Raw genomic sequence first — 19,037 nt, forward strand, 5'->3', positions numbered from 1 at the left:
GCAGCGCGCGACGCAGCCATTCGCGCCAAGCCGATGCCGGCCCCGGCCCCTTGGCGGCGAGGCGGGGCGGCGCCTGCCTGTGCGCACGGCGCTCGCGCTCGAACAGCACCAGGCCCAGAGCCGACAGCAGCAACGTCGCCCAGAATGGCGGCCCGGCGATGACCGCCACCCGCCACCACGGCACACCCGCGTGCAGTTGTGCGCCGTCGAGTACCGATCGATACGTATCCGCGCACAGCGTGCGATACAGCCAGGCACGCCAGGCCCGCACCGTTGCCTGTGAAGCCCAGCCTGCGAACCAGTGCGACCACGCGCCATCGGAGGCGACGAGCCGGTGCGCGCGGTCGCGTACCGTGAGAAAGGCCATGTCCGAGGCGTCGGTGGTGACCAGACGGTGGACGACGGCCTGGGGACTGCCGTTGGCCCGGGCGCCCAGAGTCGGCGCGAGTTCGGTCGTGGCCTGCCGGATGGCGCCGTCGAGTGCCGCGTTGCGCGCGCCGATACCGAGATAGATCGCACCGATCACACCGAGCACCGCCACGATCAACCCGCCCCACCGACGGTTGTTCGTACTCCGGGCCGTGTTCATCTAAACGCGGACCCTCCGATATATGGCAAACACCGGCGAGCGGGCATGGCAAACTGACGGCTTTTCGATCGCGGTGTGGTTTCGCCCTGTCCCGGGCCGTCCAAGAGCGCGGGCGCGGACGCACGTCGGTCGCGTGTTACGGAGTCTGCCTTCATGTCGCTTATCGATCCCTTGCGACGCGGCGCGATCCGCGCTCGGCCGGCGCTCGACGCGCCGGCGGTCGCGCGTTTCGGCAATCGATCTCGCCACGCTGTGCCCCCTGATAATAATACTCGCAGTCGCAGGCGGTTACGGCAACCGTGAGACCCGTGATCCGGCGCCTCGCCCCAGCGCTCGCGATCGCTGTTCCGGGCACCGTTGTGTTCGTCATCGCTGTCTGGTTGTTCGCGCGCCATATGCAGCTCGGCGCGATCACGGCCGACTGGGGCTGGCTTTTTCGTGCCGGACAGGCGATCTGGGCGAACGGCCTGCCGCATCGCGATCTGTTTTCCTGGACTTTCCCGGATCGCCACTGGGTGCTCTATCAATGGCTGTTCGAGGCCATCGCCGCCCCCGTGTACAGCGTATTCGGGATAACCGGCAGCGTGTTCGCCGTCGGCCTGCTGGGCCTGGCGACCTATGCGCTCATCCCGGCCTGCGCGCTGCGCCGCCATGGTGTCCATCCATTCTGGCCGATGCTGATCGGTGCACTGGTCCTGCTGCCGGTCAGTACGAATCTGGGGCTGCGACCGATGCTCGCCAGCAACATTGCTCTGCTGGCGCAGTATCTCGTGATCCAGCGCCTGCGCGCCGGCGACGCGCACAGACTGGCGACGGCGGCCTGGATCGCGGCGATCTACGCGCTGTGGTCGAATATGCATCTGGGATTCACCCTCGGCCTGCTCTCGATCACTTTATTCGCCGCCGGTGATCTATGGACCCGGGCCCGCGACCCGATTGCGGCCACGGCCTCGCCGCCGAGCTACGCCCTGCTGTTCATCGTGGCCGTGCTGGCCAGCGGGCTGAATCCCTATGGCTGGACGCTGTATGGCTATATCGTGAATCTGTCGCTCGAAACCCGGATGAACGCACACATTCACGAACTCATGCCGCCGCGCCTGGACAATGCCTACATGCAGGCGGGCGCAGCGCTCGTGCTTGCGTTCGCGGCTCTCGCGCTCGTGTTTCGCCGTGTGCTGAGCGCCGCCGAGGTCATCCACGTGGCCGTATTCACCGCACTCGCATGCACGTCCATGCGTTTCGTGGTCTGGGCCGGCCTGTTCTATGCCCTGATTGCGCCGCGCCTGTTCACCCACGCCGGGGCCCGGCTGTCGCCGAAACGGCTCCGTGCGGCGCTGGCGCCGCTGGATACACCGCTCGCACGGCGCGCCACGGTCGCCGGCCTGCCGCTTCTGGGCGCGGCGGTAATTACCCTTGGCGCGCCCGCCACCGCGGGCCCGGCTCATCTGGCCGGTTGCGCGCCACTGCAAGCCTCCCTGCGTTACCTGGATCGGCACTACCCGGCCAATACCCACTGGTTCTCGAGCGAAATCGCCGGCAGTTGCGCGCGCTTCTATACCCCCGGCCGCCGCGTTTTCATCGATACGCGTTTCGACATGTATCCCGAGGCATTCGTGCTGCATTGGTTCCGCGCCTATCAATACCGCGAACACTGGCGCGCGCTGTTCCGTCACTGGGGCATTCGCGTGGTCCTGCTTCCCCGCGGCGCTCCGCTCGTCGATACGCTGCGCCATGACAAGCGCTGGCAGGTCGTGCACGCAGACCCCGGCGCGCTGATTTTCGCCGCCCGCGGTGGCACCGCGCCCGCGCGATCGGCAGACTGAGCCGACCATTTCGCGACCCCGGATCTCGTGAGCATCTACGCCATTGGCGATATTCATGGCGCCGCGGACCTTCTCGACAAGCTGCTCGACCGGCTGGCCGCGCGCGGCCCGATCGAGCGCCTGTGGTTCGTCGGCGACCTGGTCAACCGCGGCCCCGATTCGGCCGGCGTGATCCGGCGCGTCAAAGCGCTTGGCGATACCGCGATCACGGTACTCGGAAACCACGATCTCAGCCTGTTGAGCCTGGCCGCGCGCGCGGACGCCGCGCAGCGTGCGCCGGACAGTCTGAAATCGCTGCTTGCGGCCGCCGACCGCCAATCGCTGCTCGACTGGCTCCGCCACCGCCCACTGATGCACCACGATGCCGGCCTCGGCTGGACCCTGGTACATGCCGGGCTGCCGCCGTGCTGGCCCGTTGCCGAGGGGTTGGCACGCGCGCGCGAGCTGGAGGCCGCTTTGCGCGCGCCCGATCATGCGGCGTTTCTCGGCCAGCTTTTCGGCAATACGCCGGAGCGTTGGCATTCCGGCCTGCGCGGCGTACCACGGCTGCGCTTCATCGCCAACGCGCTCACGCGTCTACGCTTCGTGGGGCCGAACCGGCGCCTCGACATGGACTACAAGAAGACCCTGGCCGACGCGCCGCCGGAACTGACACCGTGGTTCGCGGTCCCCGGGCGAGTCAGCGCGGGCCAGCGCATCGTGTTTGGTCACTGGTCTGCCCTTGAGCGCGTCGCATGGCCGGAATACAACGTCTGGGGCATCGATACCGGCGCGGCCTGGGGCGGCACGCTGAGCGCGCTCGACCTGACACGGCCGACCCCGGAATTGATTCAGGTCGCCGCCCGGGACTGAAACCGTTCGCCCCACCATCGGCCATGGGCGGGCCCGCGCTCGCCAACGGCCGGCCGGGCCGCGGGCGGTCCGCCACCTTGCCGGGACAAGGCCACATCGAGACAGGCCGGCGGCGACGGGCACCCGGGCCGTTCGATACGGCCGGTCACGACTCGAGAAGATAGGTATAACCGGCCAGCCCCGCCTCCAGCAATGCCTCGCACTCGGCGCGCTCGCGCGGCGCGAGTCCGGCTGCGGTCAGCTTGCGGCGATAGGCCCGGCGCAGCGCCTCGGGCTCGAAGTGCACGTAGGTCAACAATTCGTCGGTGCGATCGCCGTGCTGGGCGTCGCCCAGTTGCCAGCCGCCGTCACGAATCTCGACATCGACGACGTCGGTGTCGCCGAACAGATTGTGCATGTCGCCCAGGTTCTCCTGGTAGGCCCCGACCATGAATATACCGATACGGTAGACCTCTTCCTCGCGCAGTGCATGCAACGGCAGCGTGGTGTCGAGCCCGTTGTCGTCGACATAGCGGTCGAGCCGGCCGTCCGAGTCGCAGGTCAGGTCGCACAGCCGCGCGTTCTGGTCCGGCGCTTCGTCGAGCCGGGCCAGCGGCATCACGGGGAAGATCTGGTCCAGTGCCCACACATCGGGCACCGACTGGAACACCGAGAAATTCACGAAATACTTGGTCGCGAGTTTCTCGCGCGCCGCGGTGACCGCCGCGCGCTCGTCGGCGTCTTCGGGAACCCGTGCGGCGAGCGCACGATACACCGCCGCCGCCTCGCGCTCGGCCTCGGCGCGCTCGGCCAGCCCGAGTTCACCGGCAACAAACCGCGCCTGCACGTCGGCCAGATGCGCCGCTACCCGATCGAGCTGGGCCGAGGCCGACAGGGCCTCGTCGAGCGCCGCCGGCGCCACGTTCACGCTGGTTTCACTGTCGATGACCTGGGTCAGCAATACCGCATGATGGGCGGTGAGCGCGCGGCCCGATTCGCTGATGATGTTCGGCGCCGGCAGGTCAAAGCGCTCGGCCACCCGGGCCAGCGCGCCGACCACGACTTCGGCGTAGTCGGGCACGCCGTAGTTCATCGAACAGAACGAACGCGCGCCGCGGCCTTCGTAGTCCACCGCCAGCCCGCCGCCGACGTCGACCGTATCGATCGGCGCGCCCAGGGCCCGCAGGCTGCGGTACAGATGCGCGGTCTCGTCCATGGCCCGGGCCAGCGCGGCATGATCGGCGACCTGCGAACCGACATGCACGTGCAACATGGATACACAATCGAGAATGCCCAGTTCGCGCATGCGCGCCACGGCCGCGACCACCTGATCGGCGGTCAGACCAAACTTGGATTTCTCGCCGCCCGTGTTCTGCCAGTGGCCCGCCGCGACACTGGCCAGCCGAACCCGCAGACCCAGCCGCGGCCGCAGGCCGAGCGCATCGGCCAGCTCGGCGATCGGCGCCAGCTCGGAGGGTTTCTCGACCACGATGTAAACGCGGTGGCCCAGTTGCTGCCCGGCCAGCGCCAGGCGCAGGAAGGAACGATCCTTGTAGCCATTGCATACGATGGTCGAACCGGGGCGGGCCAGCGCGAGCACGGCCATCAACTCGGGCTTGCTGCCGGCCTCGAGACCGGCGCGGTCGCCGCCAGCCGTCACCAGATGCTCGACCACCGACCGCTGCTGGTTGACCTTCACCGGATAAACCACGGTATAACGCCCGGCATAGTCGTGGGCGGCGCGGGCGGCGTCGAAAGCATCGGCCAACCGGTTGAGCCGGTCGCCCAGGATATCGGTGAACCGCACCAGCACCGGCAGACGCAGGCCGGCGTCCCGGATCTCGTCCGCCAGGGCATCGAGATCGACCCCGGGCATGTCGGCAGCCGGCCGGACTTCGACATGCCCGGCCTCGTTGATGCCGAAATAACCATCGCCCCAGGTGGCGACACGATACAGGCGGCGCGCATCGTCGAGCGTCCAGTCACGGGCTTCGGCGGCGGCTTCTCGGGCGGATACGGACATCATCTATACTGCGAACTCATCCAGTGGAATCGAGCCGCCGACGGCGGCGAAGGAGCATACCGCGCCATGGTAGCGGACGAATCGTGGTTCACCGAGGCCAGCGACGAACTCGGCGTCGGATTTTCGTTGAAAGTTCGGAACAAACTGCATGAGGAAACCTCCGACTACCAGACCATCGCGGTCTACGAGACGGAGACCTTCGGCCGGCTGCTGACGATCGACGGCCTGGTCATGCTCACCGACCGCGACAACTTCGTGTATCACGAAATGATGACGCACCCGGCCATCTTCGCCCACGGCAATGCCCGGAATGTGGCGATCATCGGCGGCGGCGACTGCGGCACCCTGCGCGAAGTGCTCAAGCACGACAGCGTCGAATCCGTTACCCAGATCGATATAGACGAGCGCGTCACCCGCGTGGCCGAGCAGTACTTCCCCGCACTGGTCGAATCGAACGACGACCCGAGAGCGACGCTCGCGTTCGAGGACGGCGTGGCCTGGATGGCCGCCGCTGGCGATGCATCGGTGGATTTGATCATCATCGACAGCACCGACCCGATCGGGCCCGCCGAGGGTCTGTTCAATGAAGCCTTCTATCGGCAATGCCATCGCGTGCTCGCCCCGCGCGGCCTGCTGGTTCAGCAGAGCGAGTCACCACTGGTGCACGCCGAGTTGATCCGCGACATGCACGGTGGCCTGCGCCGCGCCGGGTTCGCGGCCACACACCTGCTGAGTTTTCCGCAGCCGAGCTACCCCACCGGCTGGTGGTCGGCCACGCTCGCCGCGCGCGACGACCTGGCACTGGCCGCGCCCACGGCCGAGCCGGCCTTCGACACGGCGTACTACACGCCGGCGATGCACCACGCCGCTTTCGCCCAGCCCGCCTTCATGCAGCGAGTGCTGGCCGGCGACGATTGATCGCGGTCAGTCGTCGCCGCGCATGACGGCAGCGAAGGCGCCCGAGTCATAGAAATCGGCGAGCTGGTCGCGCACCCAGGTCTCGAGCAGCCCGGTTTCGGCCAGGCCGTCGATGATATCCGGTGCCAACGCTGCCACCTCGCCGGCCAGCACCTCGCGCTCGAGACCGACATGGCGCATCAGCTCGGCGAGTGTGTCGTCGCCGTGGCGCGCGAAAAACGTCTGCACGCCCTGGTCGATCATCACGCCGAGGTATTCGGTCTCGCGCAGCGAGCGCCAGACCTGCAGGCCATAATCGACCAGCCGTTGCAGTTCGTCGGAATCGATGGCGTCGGCGATCGACAATGGCTTGTCGGCCGCCGCCCGCCATATTTCGTCGGCCAGCGCCCGCAGACGATCGCCGTCCAGCGACTCCAGCAGATAGGTCTCGGTGCGTGCGAGCGTGCGCGCGGTATTGGCCTCGATATAGGCCTTCACCCGGCTTTCGACCTGCGCCTCCAGCCCCGGCATGCGCCGGCTGACCGCGCTCGACGAGCCCTTGATCAGCCGTGATACGCCCGGAATCGACCGGATCGCCCCGGAATCGGAAAAAATATAGTCCTTGATGCCCTGATACAGAATGTCAGACGCCAGCGCGGTGTATACCGGGCTTTTCAACAGCCGCTGCACGAGCCGCGCCCGCAGGGTTTCGAGTTCCACCGCCAGGGTCACGCCCTCGTCGAACAGCGATTGATCGATCACATCGCGCACACGCGTGTCGCGATTGACGTCCAGGCGTACCAGGTCGTCGGCAATACCCCCGATGATGCCCGCCAGCTGATCCGGCAGGTCGAGATCCAGCACCAGGCGCTCGGCGGCACCGCGCACGGTGTCGCAATCGATCAGTTCGGTGAGCGTGGTGCGCTCGGCCCAGTCCCAGAACGTGTCGACCAGACCGGCCAGGCGCTCGGGGCCGCGCTCCCCGCGCCAGGCCGACAGTTCATGAGCGACGTGGGCCTGGAAAAGGCGGTCGGCGAGATCGGAACGGGCGTGTTCGGCCATGGCACGGGTATTGGGATACGAAGCCCCGAGCTTAAAGATTATGCCCGGCGACCGCGAATGCCTGAGCCCGCCCGAGCACGCCTGGGTAATTGCCCGGATGGTGTGATCAACACGCGCTGTTAGCGTATTTCATGCATTTTGCAATCAAGAGTTCGTCATGAACGATGATCAGTTCGAAGGCCGGTGGGATCGCATCAAGGGTGCCGTGCGCGAGCACTGGGGCCGCTTGACCGATGACGATGTCGAACAGGTTCGCGGCAAGCGCGAGAACCTGCTCGGCAAGATTCAGGAAAAATACGGCGACACCCGGCAGGCGGCCGAGGAAAAACTCAGGGAATTCGAACGCAAGTTCTAAAAGGTCGGTTGCGACCGACAAGGCGAGGTTTCATGGCCAAGCAATGGATTCTGGTCGCCGATGCAGCCGCCGCGCGGCTGTTTTCGCGTCAAGGAACCGGCGTGCTGTCCCGCGTGGACGCGTTCTATCACGACGAGAGTCGCAAACACGAAGGCGATCTGCGCACCGGCGGCAAGGGCGAAATCGAGGATTCGGCGGCGCACGGGCGCCACCAGGCCGATCCGCAAACCCGAACCAGCGAAAAGCACGAAGACATGTTCGCCAAGGAAGTCGTGACCCGACTCAAGTCGGGGTTCAACGACAACGCTTTCGATGAACTCGTGCTGGTCGCCGCGCCCCAGTTCCTGGGCCGGCTGCGCGAGCATCTGGACAGCCCGCTGTCGCAATGCGTGGCGGCCAGCATCGACAAGGACTGGACCGGCCAGAACGATGCGGAGATCGAGAAACACCTGGGTTCGCAACTCGGTTGAACGCCGTCTCGACAAAGACGAATTCTCATCGCGCGGTTCATGTGTCATACATGATTGCCCGCGATACTCAAGGTGGTGCGGACCCGTCGGCGAGAATGCGCGAACATCGAATCGAGTCGTTTCGCTCGACCCGCTTGACGCAGCGCAGCAACAAGGAGGCGAGTCATGCTCGGATGGGCTGTCGTATTTTTCATTATCGCCATCATCGCGGCGGTTTTCGGTTTCGGCGGGATTGCCGCGGGCGCGGCGTCGATCGCCAAGATCCTGTTCTTCATCTTTATCGTGCTGTTCGTGCTGGCCCTCATATCCAATGCGGTACGGGGCCGCGGGCCGCGATTGTAGCGCCGTAAAAAAAGCCGCTGATCAACAATCAGCGGCTTTTCTTGTTCGCATTCGAGGTTCTTCGGCTGCAACCGGTCGAACCCGGGCGTCTCATGGCTCGGACGCGGTCTCCTGCAACGCGGCTGCGGCCAGCCAGATGCGCACCAGATGCGCCAGCGAATCCGCCTGCAGCTTCTGCATGATGTGTACGCGATGCGTTTCCACCGTGCGCGCGCTGATGCCGAGATCGGCCGCTACCTGCTTGTTCGCCTGGCCGTCGACAATACCGCTGAGCACCTGCTTTTCGCGCGGTGTCAGGGTATCGATCAGAGCCGCCCGCTGCCGCGCTTCGCGCTGGAGACGCTCATTCGTGTCGCTCGCGCGCGAAAGCTCGTACAGTTGCTTGAGCAGGTAATCGGGGTCGAAGGGCTTTTCAAGGAAATCGACCGCGCCGAGGCGCATCGCTTCGACGGCATGTTCGATATCCCCGTAAGCGCTCATCATGACGATGTCGAGGGGGCTCTGCCGCGCGATCAATTCCTTCTGCAGCGCAATGCCGTCCATATCCTGCAGGCGCAGGTCAATCAGCGCGCACCCCGTTACCGAATCGCAGCGCTCCAGAAAGGCCGAAGCACTGGGATAACAGAACGCCGGATATTCGGCGCCCCGTACCAGCGTTTTCATTGACTCCCGAACGCCGGGGTCATCGTCCACGATATGAACAGCAAAATCATTACGCATAGCGTCTCCTGGCTACCCGGCCTCTGTCTCGCGCGCGCCGCCAAGGCGACCATACGCAACGCCCATATATTATGGTCGCGGGGGGTGTTTCGCCACCGCTAACCGATCGGTCCCATGTCACGAACCCGACACGCCGGCGCCCCTGCCCAGGGGCCTCGCCACGGCGCACGAACAGATCGCGTCATTTCGCTCGGGTCTGGCGCGCCGCGAGGCGCAGGCCAGGGACGCCGAACGCGAGACGCGCTGCTTGCGCGAACTTGCCGAGCATATCGGGGAAGTGTTCTGGATGACCAACCCGCCCGGCGACGAACCGATTTATATCAGCTCCGCGTCTGAGCACATCTGGGGACAACCCTGTGCCAGTCTCTACGAAGACCCGGGAAGACGCCTGGCCCGGGTTTATGAAAGTGGTCGCGAACGGGTACGCAAGGCGTGCAAACGCGACGCGGCACAAGGGCTATACGATGAGATCTTCCGTATCGATCGACCGCACGGCGAAATCCGCCGGATTCGTGATCCTGCTTTCCCGGCGCGCGATCGCGCCGGCGCAACCTGGCGCCTGGCCGGGCTCGCCATCGATCTGACCGAAGCGGCCGACACACCCGGGACCGGATGAACGCGCGGCAGAAGCCGATCGCGATGCGCGAACGCAGCCGCGTTGTTCACCTCACTCGGCACCGGGCTGGCGCACGATCCGGGCCAACCGCTGACCTCGGCCCGCACAACCTCGTCAGCCGGGCACTCGCGGGCGCGCGCGTGACGGCTGCCCCAGGCCGATCTTCTGCTACGCGCCGAATACGGGATCCAGCGGCCGGCCCAAGTCATTTCTCATCTGCGCGACTTCGCGCGAGGGCCGGCCGACGATGCTCCGGTCGTCGTTGTTTCCCGTGCCCGGCGAAGTGCGCGAATGGCGGCCGCCGAGCCCTCGATCCGAGCGGGTTTCGTTTCAATGGCCGGACAAGCGCGAACTCAGAGCCATCGAACTGCCGATGGCGCGCATCTTCACCCGACAGGTACGGCGCCACCTCCTCGGCAACGCCATCGAGGCGCTCGCCCCTTCGCCGGCCGCGCCCCACGAGTGCCGGATCACGCGGGGCGTGGACAACAACGGGCGCAGCACCGACGCCGACGGGGCAGCCGTTGCCGGCGTTCACCACCACCCAGCGCAGCGGCCTCGGCCCGGGATCGAGCGTCCGCCGCTCACGCGCGCAGTCACGGCGGCGATCCTTGTCTCATCAGTCACGGCCGCGATGACGGCCAGCCGAGCTGTTTCATGCCGAGGCTGCCGCGCCGATTCACCGCCGCCTGAAACGGCCGCTCCGGTCCGCGACCACCGCCGGCCGCGGCGGCCCGCTCAACGCGGCGGATGCAACAGCCGCATGATCACGGCAAAGCCCAGACCGTAGGCCGCATTGGCCGCCAGCACCACGCCGATCGCGTTCATCGCATAACCGCCCAGCGATACGCCGAACACCACGCCGCCCAGCCAGGGCGTGATCGCTGCGGCGGCACCGGTCAGCAGCACGCCGCCCAGAATGATCGCGCCGACGTAATAGCCCGCCGCTTCGGCACGGCGTACGAGCGACCAGACCACCAGGCCCCACAGCGCGCCCCAGAGCGCCAGCCATGCCACGACGGGTATGCCGGTCCCCGGCAGATCCTGCGGGCTCCAGCTCGTGGTGTCCGCAATCGACAGGCGATCGAACAGCCAGAGCAACCCCTGATTGAAACCGAGCATGGCGATAAGCCCGGCAACAAACGCCTTGATGAACGCAAACATGACCTCTCTCCTGACGATCGATGAGCCCGGGGGCTGACGAAGGCCGGAATTGTACTGGTCGCGCTCAGTCGCGCGAAGATGGCTGCGCCGTATCCGCGGTCTGCTCGAACAGTCGCCGCCGTGCCGCCTCGTTTTTCGGCTGGCCGCCCCGCCACTGCTTGCCGAGATCCACACCGCGCTGGACCGCGGGGCGTTGCTTGATGCGCTGGCGCCAGGCCGCGACTCGCGGAAATTCGTCCAGCGGCTGCCCCATGGCCCTGGCGATCAACACCCATGGCCAGTTTATGATATCGGCGATGGTATACGTCTCGCCGACCAGGTAATCGCGATCGGCCAGCCGTCGCTCCAGCACGCCGAGGCAGCGATGATACTCGTTGCGATAGCGTGTCTCGGAATACGCATGTTCGCCCGGTGCGTAGTTGACATAATGGCTCATCTGCCCGCCCATGGGGCCGAGATTGCCGACCTGCCAGAACAGCCATTCGTCGATCTGGGTGCGAAGACGCGCGTCCGGCGGGTACAACGCGCCGGTCCTTTGCGCCAGATAGCGCGCGATCGCGCCCGATTCGAACACCGACACCGCGCCCTCGCCGCAGTCGGGCGGCGGGGCATGATCGACGATGGCCGGCATGCGGTTATTCGGCGATATCGCCAGAAACGCGGGGTCAAACTGATCCCCCGCATTGATATCCACCGCAATGGTCCGGTACGCGAGGCCCAGTTCCTCGAGCAGGATCGAGATCTTCCAGCCGTTGGGCGTGGGCCAGTAATAGAAATCGATCATCCGGGGTTGCCTTGCGTATCGGCGACAGCCACGGCGCCACTGTCGATCAGGGCCGCGATCGCGGCGGCGTCGTAACCGGCGTCCGCAAGCACCGATCGGGTATCGGCGGCCAGCGGTGGGGCGCCGCGCATGGGCATCTCACCAGCTGCGGAAAAACGCGCCGCCGGCCGGGCCTGACGCAGGCGCCCGGCGATAGCGTGATCGGTTTCCAGCACACTGCCGTTGGCCCGGATCTGTGGATGATCGACCAGATCCGAACGCGTGAGCACCGGCGCACAGGGCACACCATGTGCCGTCAGCCGCTCGAGCCAGTGTTCCGCACTGGCTCGGCGCAGTCGCTCCTGGGTCAACGCCAGCCGGGCATCGATGTTGTCCTGACGATCCGCCGGCGTCGCGAAACGCGGATCGTCGCGCCAATGCGGGGTTTCCAGGGCCTCGGTGAGCGCCTGCCATTGGGCGTCGGTCTGCACCGCGACACTGATATAACCCGTGGTGGTCTGGTAAATCAGATCGATGAAACTGGCGGCCTGCGACTGGTCCATGTCGGCCCCGACGAACGTCTGGCTGTTCATGTCGGAATGCCAGAGAAAATCGATCACGGCGTCGAGCATCGACAACTGTATGTGCTGCCCGCCACCGCCGTTGGCCCGGGCGAGCAAGGCAGCCGTGATCGCCTGCGCGGCGACATAACCGGTGAGCTTGTCGGGCAGGATCGTGCGAACCAGCCGCGGTCGCGCCACGTCCGAGCCGCCCTGAATGCTGGCCAGCCCCGACAGCGCCTGCACCAGCGGATCGTAGACCGGCCTGGCCGCATACGGCCCGTCCGCGCCGAAACCGCTGATCGATACATAGATGATATCCGGCGCCACCTCCCGGATGGCCGCTTCACCGATGCCGATGCGCTCGGCCACGCCCGGCCGGAAATTCTGCACGAACACATCGGACGTCGCGGCAATACGTTTGAGCACGGCCAGACCCTCGGCATGCTTCAGATCCAGGGCGATCGAACGCTTGTTGCGATTGTTGTTCAGAAAGCTGGCCGACATGCCCGCCCGACGATTCGAGGCCAGGCGGGTGTAATCGCCCACCCCGGGGCGCTCCACCTTGATCACGTCGGCCCCCTGGTCGGCCAGCTGCATGGTGGCCAGCGGGCCGGAAATCATGGCCGTCATATCGCAGACGCGATATCCGTTCAAAGGCTGTTTCATGGGTCTCAGCAGTGTCCTGTAACGCAAATTCGCCGCACTATTTCGGCACTTTTTCGCGCCACGCGGCGTTGCGGCAAATCGCCGTATTCGCTGATACGGCTCATCACCGCGCCTTGCCTGACACGAAAAATCACGCGAAATCCATGACGTGAACTTACGTTACAGGACACAAGGGCCGGTTGCCGTTTCACGCGACCCCCGAGGGCGCGCCAGGGCTATCCGCACAGTGGCCAGCCGGCGGGCCGGGCGAAAATCCGCGGCCCTGTCGGCGGTTTTGTTCGGCGCCCACGCGGCGCACTATCGGCGGTGCAATCCAAGCCATTTTTCCGGCATGACCGCTTCCGACAAAATCTGTCTGATCACCGGCGCGGCCCAGGGCATCGGCCGCGCCATCGCGCGACGCCTGATGACCGATGGCCATATCGTGTGGTGTCTGGACCGCGATTCAGCGGCGCTCGAAGACCTGCGCGCCGACCCGGGCAACTGCGCACACGCGAATAATGTATTCACGACCGTCGCGGATGTTGCCTGCGAAGCCGATATACAGGCCGCCACGGCCGCAATCCGGGACCGGCACGGCCGGCTCGATCTGGTGGTCAACAATGCCGGCATCGCAGCGCCGTTCAACGGCCCGGTGGAACAACTGGCGCTGGCCGACTGGCACCGCGTCATCGACGTCAACCTGACCGGCGTCTTCCTGGTGACCAAGCATACCGTCCCGCTGCTGCGCGGACGGCCAAACGCCGCCATCGTCAACATGGCCTCCAGCCGCGCCTATCAGTCGGAACCGCAGACCGAGGCTTATGCCGCCGCCAAGGGCGGCATCGAAACCCTGACCCACGCGCTGGCGATGAGCCTCGGCCCGGCGATCCGGGTCAACGCCGTCGCGCCCGGCTGGATCGATGTGCGCGGCGAGCAGGCCGGCGCCGATGTCCCGCCCCCTTTGCGCGCGGTGGATCACGCCCAGCATCCGACCGGCCGCGTCGGTATCGGCGCGGACATCGCCGGCGTGGTGGCGTTTCTGGCCGGCCCCGACGCCCCCTTCATCACCGGCCAGACGCTGATCGCCGACGGCGGCATGACGCGAAAGATGATCTACGCCCATTGACCCAACGGCTGTGTGCCGGCGGAAATGCACGCCGAAAAAAAGCCGCCGCTGGCGTCCAGCGGCGACTCATGGCGTGCGGCAACCGGATCAGGCCGCTGGCGCCGGCTGCTTCTGCGGGCCGCCGCCGCCGGTCCCGCTGCCGCGGGCATACTGGGCCTTCGAACCCGGCAATGGCCGGGCGGCGGTCTCCGGGATGAGGAGTATGGGAATGAGCGCGATGGCGGCCGCGGTCATCAGATAGAACGCCGGCACCGACTTGTCGCCGGTGACACCGATCAACCACTGGATGACATACGGCGCCGTGCCACCAAACAACGCGGTCGAAATGTTGTAGGCGATCGCGAACCCGCCGTAGCGCACGTTGGTGGGGAAGATCGCCGGCAACGTGGCCGGCATGGTCCCAGCCAACGAGACCGTCAGCAGCCCGAGAATCACCAGACCGGCGACGATGCCCCACACCTCGGTCGTCTGCAGCATGGCGAACGCCGGATACGACAACAGGATGAAGCCGGTGCAAGCGCCGACCAGCACCGGCTTGCGCCCGATCCGGTCCGACAGCGCGCCGAACAGGTAGATCACACACATCATGCCGACCATGGTGACCACCAGCAGCAGGGTGGACTCGATCGAGCCGATGTGGAGTTCCGACGTGAGATAGGAAGGCAGGTAGGTCAGGATCGCGTAGTAGGCGACATTGAGAATCAGCACGAGCCCCATGCAGAGCATGAGCTGACGCAGGTGGTTGGAGACCACCTCGCCCAGCGAGCCCTTGGCTTCGCCCTTCTCCTTGACCGCCTCGAATGCGGGGCTGTCCTCAAGCTTGAGCCGCAGATACAAGCCGAACAGGCCCAGCGGGGCAGCGAACAGGAACGGGATGCGCCAGCCCCAGCTGTGGAAGGCGGCGTCGCCCATGATCATATGCGTGCCCAGCACCAGCAGCGCCCCGAAGATATAGCCACCCAGGGTGCCGAATTCCAGGAAACTCGCCAGGAAGCCGCGATTGCTGTCAGGCGAATACTCACAGATGAATGTCGCGGCCCCGCCGTATTCGCCCCCGGTGGAAAATCCCTGCACCAGGCGGGCCAGGACGAGAAGGATGGGCGCCCAGATGCCGATGGCCTGGAAACTCGGCAGCACGCCGATGGCGAAGGTGCCGATCGACATCAGGATGATGGTCGTCGCCAGGACAGCCGAGCGCCCGATCTTGTCGCCCAGCGGGCCGAAGAACAGGCCGCCCAGAGGGCGAACCATGAACGCCACGGCAAAGCCCGCGAACGCGGCAAGCAAGGCCGCCGAATTGCTGTGCGAAGGAAAGAAAACGCTGCCGATGGTGGCCGCCATATAGGAATAGACACTGAAATCGAACCATTCCAGTGCATTGCCCATGGCGGCCGCCACAACGGCCCGTTGTACGTCGTCACTGTCGACAGAAAAGCTGTCGTCGCTCGTGTCGCTCATTGTTGTCGGGAAAGCCCGTGTTATCGAGTCGTCTTTCGAACCTAGCAGTATCCCGGGAGCTCCACAAATACGGAATCGGCCGAATTGCAGCGCATTGCCGGCATCGTTCGCTGCCCGCGAAGCAGCCATGATCTTGTCTTATGATGGTGTGCCCCTTAGATTCAGTGGGCACGTCGAAACCGCAAAGGAGCAATCAATGCCCGTACGCAAGGCCAATGCCCAGTGGCAGGGTGATCTGAAGTCCGGCAAAGGCAATATGGCGCTGGGAAGCGGTGCCTTTGAAGGGCAATTCTCATACACGACCCGCTTCGAGGAAGGCACCGGCACCAATCCGGAGGAGTTGCTGGGAGCGGCCCACGCGGGCTGTTTTTCGATGCAGTTTTCCGCCATGCTCGCCGCCGACGGGCATACGCCCGATTCGATCCGGACCGAGGCCAAGGTGCACTTCTCGCTCGACGACACGCCCACGATTACGCAGGTCGATCTGATCTGCCATGGCAAGGTCCCGGGCCTCGACGAAGAAACGTTCCGCCAGACTGCCAACAAGGCCAAGGATGCCTGTCCGGTCTCGCGCCTGTTCAAGGGCGCCGAGATCACGCTCACGGCCGCTCTGGACGGCTGATCGCGTCGATCGAAAGCATGACCGCGAGCCGGGCTTCGGGCCCGGCTTTTTCATGGGCCGCGGGCCACCCACCGGGCATCGGACAATCAATTGCGCTGCCGGCATTGTATTTTTGTCGATCGTCGCAACGTTCGAAGGCTCATGAACAAAGCACGCAAACACCAAGAGGCCAACATGCAAGCGCAGCGCGACAACGTCGTCAGCATCCATTACGTCCTGCGCGATACCGAGGGCGAAATCATCGATCAGTCGAGCGAAGGGCAGCCGCTCGCCTATCTGCACGGTCACGAAAACATTGTGCCGGGCCTGGAGAAGGCCATCGAAGGCTGCGCCGAGGGCGACGAAGTGCGTGCCACGGTCGAGCCCGAGGAAGGCTATGGCCCCTATCGCGACGAGCTGGTACAGAAAGTGAACCGCGAAGCGTTTCAGGGCGTGGACGAACTCGCCCCGGGCATGAGTTTCCGCGCCGAGTCGGATGCCGGCCCGATGATCGTCACGATCAAGGATGTCGAGGGCGATGAGGTCACGGTTGACGGCAACCACGTGCTCGCCGGCCAGACGCTGGATTTCACGGTTAACGTCGCCGATATCCGCCCGGCGACCGACACCGAGCTCGAGCACGGGCACGTCCACGACGAAAACCACGCCCACGAATAACCGGCGTGCGGTGGCATCCACACGGATTCGAATCAGGAGGCAGTCATGCGTGACGCGGTTCTGCTGATCACGGGCGGGTCCACCGGCATCGGGGCCGCAACCGCTCGCGCGGCCGTGGCGGAAGGCTGGCGCGTGGCACTCGCCGCGCGTACCGCCGCCACGCTGGGCAGCCTGGTCGACGAACTGGGCGGGCAAGCCATCGCCATCACCTGCGACGTCACCGACAAGGCTTCGCAGCAAGCGATGGTGGACACGACACTCGAGCGTTTCGGGCGCATCGACGCCGTATTTGCCAACGCCGGCATTGGCGGCAAACCGGGCGGTTTCACTGGCGCCGACAGCGACGTCTGGAAGGACATGATCCTGACCAACGTCTACGGCGTCGGCCTGACCATCCAGTGTACCGCGCAAGCCCTCAAGGCCAGCCGGGGGCATCTGCTGATCACGGGCTCGGCGGCCGGCCGGGTGACCCTCCCGGGGTCGATGTACAGCGCGACCAAATGGGCGGTCTCCGCGATCGGCTATGGCGTTCGAGAGGAGTTGCGGGGTACTGGGGTGCGTACCACGCTGATCGAACCGGGCATGGTCGATACCCCGTTCTTCGATGATCGCCCCGAACACGCCCTGAGCGATCGCGACATCGCCGCCTCGGTGATGTACGCGCTCTCGCAGCCGGCCCACGTGGATGTCAACGAAATCCTGGTTCGCCCGACACCACCGGTCGACGACGGCTGACGCGCACACCGGGCACAGGCCGCCATGCAAAGCCGTCTTTTCCGAGACGGCTTTTTCATGGGCGCGAAGACGCTACGGCATCACGAGCAGATAACCCGCGACCCAGCCCTTCATGCCGCCGGCCGTGCGCACGTAACGCCAACCGTTGTGCTCCTCCAGCAGTTTCACGCGGTCGCCGCGATGCAACTGACCGACCACACGACTGCCCCGCCTGGCCTTGGCGCGCACGTTGATCGCGTCCACGCCCACCGTGGCATGGGTTGCCGTTGATGCCCGGGCCGGAGACGGTTTCGCGGTCGCCGCCGGCTCGGTTGCCTTTGTCTTCGGCGCCGGTTTCGGTTTCGGTTTAGGCTCGGGTTTCGGTTTCGCGATCAGCGAACCGGACGAGCCGGACTTCGCCGCGGGCGGCGTCGCTGCCGCCGAGCCCCCGGCCTCGGGTTTTCCACCGCCTCCGCCATTGCCGGCGCCCGCCGTTTTCGGCAACGCCTGGTCCACCGGCGCGTGCTGGTGTGGCGTCGCGACCGCCGGTGTTGGCGGAACCGATGACTTCCGGTCCGGCGCGCTCTTCGGCGCGACCTCCTTGCCAGGCGTCGACCGCGCCGGCTGCTGACGGTGGTCGACGACGAGACTGTCGCCGCCGGCGGCAAGCCGGGGCGGCTTCGTCTCGGGCCGCGTGGATTTCGCGGGCACTTTGTTCGCGCTCGCCACGCGATCGGCCGCGGCGGAATCCGATGCGGCTGGCGTTGTGGCGTCGGTTGCGGCGTCGACCGCGCCGCCTGCATTGGAGGTGTCCTGCGCGGGGGCCGCGTTGCCCGCGGTTGCCCCCTGGCTGCCGGGCAGCAGGAAATTGGCTACCCAGCCCAGCGTGTCGTCATCGGGCAGTAGGATCTGCGTCCAGTCGTTGCGGCGCGAGAGCACGACGGCGACCGTATCGCGGTCGGCATGCCCCACGACCCGCGACTTGCGATCCGGTTGCGCGCGCACGTTCACATGATCGGCATTGACGTAGACATGCGGCAGACCGGCGATGATCCGCGGCAGATTATCGATCGCCGCACGGTTGCCCCCGGCGGCCGCGCGCGCCGCCCAGAACGCAGCCTTGCCGGTATTCTGCGGCACACCCTGCCCCTTCATGTAAAGCACGGCCAGATTGTTCTGGGATGCGGTCTGGCCGTCATCGGCGCCGCGGCGGAACCAGTGCGCCGCCTTGGCCGGATCGCGCGGCACGCCCTTGCCCGCCTCGTACATGATGCCGAGATTGTGCTCGGCGCGGGCATAATGCTGGGCGGCGGCCTTTTCGTACCAGTGCCGCGCCTTGGCATAGTCGCGCTTGACGCCGTAGCCGCGGTCGTAGAGCACGCCCATGTTGTACTGCGCGCTGGCATCGCCGTTTTTGGCCAGCGGCCGGTTCTGATCCAGGATCTGCTGCGCGCGATCCGCGCTCGGTGCATCACGCCCGGCCGCCCAGACCACGCCGGGGGCAGCCGCGAGCGTCACAGCAATGACAATAGCAAACCGGGCATCGACCCTCACGCGCATGCAGCGATCCTCGGAACAACAGCAATAGGCCCGG

General features: G+C 66.0%; 20 protein-coding genes. 11 read left to right on the forward strand and 9 right to left on the reverse strand.

Going from position 1 to position 19,037, the window contains the following annotated elements:
* Positions 1–589, reverse strand: a 589-nt coding sequence (locus ACS8YF_RS06670; protein ID WP_440849441.1) for a hypothetical protein, incomplete at its 3' end; no start/stop codon positions are given.
* A 359-nt stretch (positions 590–948) separates the two neighbouring features.
* On the opposite strand from ACS8YF_RS06670, the gene ACS8YF_RS06675 reads away from it, so the two are divergent.
* Both ACS8YF_RS06675 and ACS8YF_RS06680 read left to right on the forward strand, forming a co-directional pair.
* Positions 949–2,412, forward strand: coding sequence for a hypothetical protein (locus tag ACS8YF_RS06675; RefSeq protein ID WP_440849442.1), 1,464 nt, complete (start codon positions 949–951; stop codon positions 2,410–2,412).
* A 27-nt stretch (positions 2,413–2,439) separates the two neighbouring features.
* Entirely contained in the window at positions 2,440–3,264 is an 825-nt protein-coding gene (locus ACS8YF_RS06680; protein ID WP_440849443.1) for a symmetrical bis(5'-nucleosyl)-tetraphosphatase, read from the forward strand.
* 145 nt (positions 3,265–3,409) lie between these two features.
* On the opposite strand, the gene speA is transcribed toward ACS8YF_RS06680, so the two are convergent.
* A complete protein-coding gene (speA, locus tag ACS8YF_RS06685; RefSeq protein WP_440849444.1) occupies positions 3,410–5,269 on the reverse strand; it encodes a biosynthetic arginine decarboxylase in 1,860 nt (619 codons plus the stop codon).
* Positions 5,270–5,332: 63 nt separating this feature from the next.
* Between speA and speE the strand changes: the two genes are divergently transcribed.
* The gene (speE, locus tag ACS8YF_RS06690) at positions 5,333–6,184 is read left to right on the forward strand and encodes a polyamine aminopropyltransferase (RefSeq protein ID WP_440849445.1); all 852 of its coding nucleotides are present in this window, start codon (positions 5,333–5,335) and stop codon (positions 6,182–6,184) included.
* A 6-nt stretch (positions 6,185–6,190) separates the two neighbouring features.
* Here the strand turns inward: speE and ACS8YF_RS06695 are convergent, their stop codons facing one another.
* Entirely contained in the window at positions 6,191–7,225 is a 1,035-nt protein-coding gene (locus tag ACS8YF_RS06695) for a hypothetical protein (RefSeq protein WP_440849446.1), read from the reverse strand.
* Positions 7,226–7,382: 157 nt separating this feature from the next.
* Here ACS8YF_RS06695 and ACS8YF_RS06700 point away from each other — a divergent pair, with 157 nt between their 5' ends.
* From ACS8YF_RS06700 to ACS8YF_RS06710, 3 genes are all read left to right on the forward strand, one after another.
* Positions 7,383–7,580, forward strand: coding sequence for a CsbD family protein (locus tag ACS8YF_RS06700; protein WP_440849447.1), 198 nt, complete (start codon positions 7,383–7,385; stop codon positions 7,578–7,580).
* A gap of 32 nt (positions 7,581–7,612) precedes the next feature.
* Complete coding sequence (locus tag ACS8YF_RS06705) at positions 7,613–8,050, forward strand: host attachment protein (protein ID WP_440849448.1); 438 nt, start codon at positions 7,613–7,615, stop codon at positions 8,048–8,050.
* A gap of 165 nt (positions 8,051–8,215) precedes the next feature.
* The gene (locus ACS8YF_RS06710; protein ID WP_109993764.1) at positions 8,216–8,392 is read left to right on the forward strand and encodes a DUF1328 domain-containing protein; all 177 of its coding nucleotides are present in this window, start codon (positions 8,216–8,218) and stop codon (positions 8,390–8,392) included.
* Between the two features lie 90 nt (positions 8,393–8,482).
* Here ACS8YF_RS06710 and ACS8YF_RS06715 read toward each other — a convergent pair whose 3' ends face one another.
* Positions 8,483–9,112: a response regulator transcription factor gene (locus ACS8YF_RS06715; protein WP_109993763.1), complete on the reverse strand. Its 630-nt coding sequence runs from the start codon at positions 9,110–9,112 to the stop codon at positions 8,483–8,485.
* Between the two features lie 247 nt (positions 9,113–9,359).
* Here ACS8YF_RS06715 and ACS8YF_RS06720 point away from each other — a divergent pair, with 247 nt between their 5' ends.
* Positions 9,360–9,728, forward strand: a complete 369-nt coding sequence (locus tag ACS8YF_RS06720; protein WP_440849449.1) for a PAS domain-containing protein — start codon at positions 9,360–9,362, stop codon at positions 9,726–9,728.
* Positions 9,729–10,466: 738 nt separating this feature from the next.
* Here ACS8YF_RS06720 and ACS8YF_RS06725 read toward each other — a convergent pair.
* From ACS8YF_RS06725 to ACS8YF_RS06735, 3 genes are all read right to left on the reverse strand, one after another.
* On the reverse strand, positions 10,467–10,892 hold the full coding sequence (locus tag ACS8YF_RS06725) for a hypothetical protein (protein WP_440849450.1): 426 nt from the start codon (positions 10,890–10,892) through the stop codon (positions 10,467–10,469).
* Positions 10,893–10,956: 64 nt separating this feature from the next.
* The gene (locus ACS8YF_RS06730) at positions 10,957–11,676 is read right to left on the reverse strand and encodes a glutathione S-transferase family protein (RefSeq protein ID WP_440849451.1); all 720 of its coding nucleotides are present in this window, start codon (positions 11,674–11,676) and stop codon (positions 10,957–10,959) included.
* Positions 11,673–12,884 (reverse strand): CaiB/BaiF CoA transferase family protein, encoded by a 1,212-nt coding sequence (locus ACS8YF_RS06735; protein WP_440849452.1) that lies wholly within the window; start codon positions 12,882–12,884, stop codon positions 11,673–11,675. Before ACS8YF_RS06735 ends, ACS8YF_RS06730 begins: the two co-directional genes overlap by 4 nt.
* Before the next feature lie 331 nt (positions 12,885–13,215).
* On the opposite strand from ACS8YF_RS06735, the gene ACS8YF_RS06740 reads away from it, so the two are divergent.
* Positions 13,216–13,992 carry an SDR family oxidoreductase gene (locus ACS8YF_RS06740; protein ID WP_440849453.1) on the forward strand — a complete coding sequence of 259 codons (777 nt, stop codon included), beginning with the start codon at positions 13,216–13,218 and terminating at the stop codon, positions 13,990–13,992.
* Between the two features lie 87 nt (positions 13,993–14,079).
* Here ACS8YF_RS06740 and ACS8YF_RS06745 read toward each other — a convergent pair whose 3' ends face one another.
* Positions 14,080–15,450, reverse strand: coding sequence for an MFS transporter (locus tag ACS8YF_RS06745; protein WP_440849454.1), 1,371 nt, complete (start codon positions 15,448–15,450; stop codon positions 14,080–14,082).
* Between the two features lie 196 nt (positions 15,451–15,646).
* Here ACS8YF_RS06745 and ACS8YF_RS06750 point away from each other — a divergent pair, with 196 nt between their 5' ends.
* The 3 genes from ACS8YF_RS06750 (at position 15,647) to ACS8YF_RS06760 (ending at position 17,464) form a co-directional block, all read left to right on the forward strand.
* Positions 15,647–16,072 carry an OsmC family protein gene (locus tag ACS8YF_RS06750; RefSeq protein ID WP_440849455.1) on the forward strand — a complete coding sequence of 142 codons (426 nt, stop codon included), beginning with the start codon at positions 15,647–15,649 and terminating at the stop codon, positions 16,070–16,072.
* 174 nt (positions 16,073–16,246) lie between these two features.
* The gene (locus tag ACS8YF_RS06755; protein WP_440849456.1) at positions 16,247–16,729 is read left to right on the forward strand and encodes an FKBP-type peptidyl-prolyl cis-trans isomerase; all 483 of its coding nucleotides are present in this window, start codon (positions 16,247–16,249) and stop codon (positions 16,727–16,729) included.
* A 45-nt stretch (positions 16,730–16,774) separates the two neighbouring features.
* The gene (locus ACS8YF_RS06760; RefSeq protein WP_440849457.1) at positions 16,775–17,464 is read left to right on the forward strand and encodes an SDR family oxidoreductase; all 690 of its coding nucleotides are present in this window, start codon (positions 16,775–16,777) and stop codon (positions 17,462–17,464) included.
* 72 nt (positions 17,465–17,536) lie between these two features.
* Here ACS8YF_RS06760 and ACS8YF_RS06765 read toward each other — a convergent pair whose 3' ends face one another.
* On the reverse strand, positions 17,537–19,003 hold the full coding sequence (locus ACS8YF_RS06765; RefSeq protein ID WP_440849458.1) for an SH3 domain-containing protein: 1,467 nt from the start codon (positions 19,001–19,003) through the stop codon (positions 17,537–17,539).
* Positions 19,004–19,037 lie beyond the last annotated feature (34 nt).

The sequence above is a fragment of the Salinisphaera sp. SWV1 genome (assembly GCF_052044155.1).
Taxonomy (GTDB): domain Bacteria; phylum Pseudomonadota; class Gammaproteobacteria; order Nevskiales; family Salinisphaeraceae; genus Salinisphaera.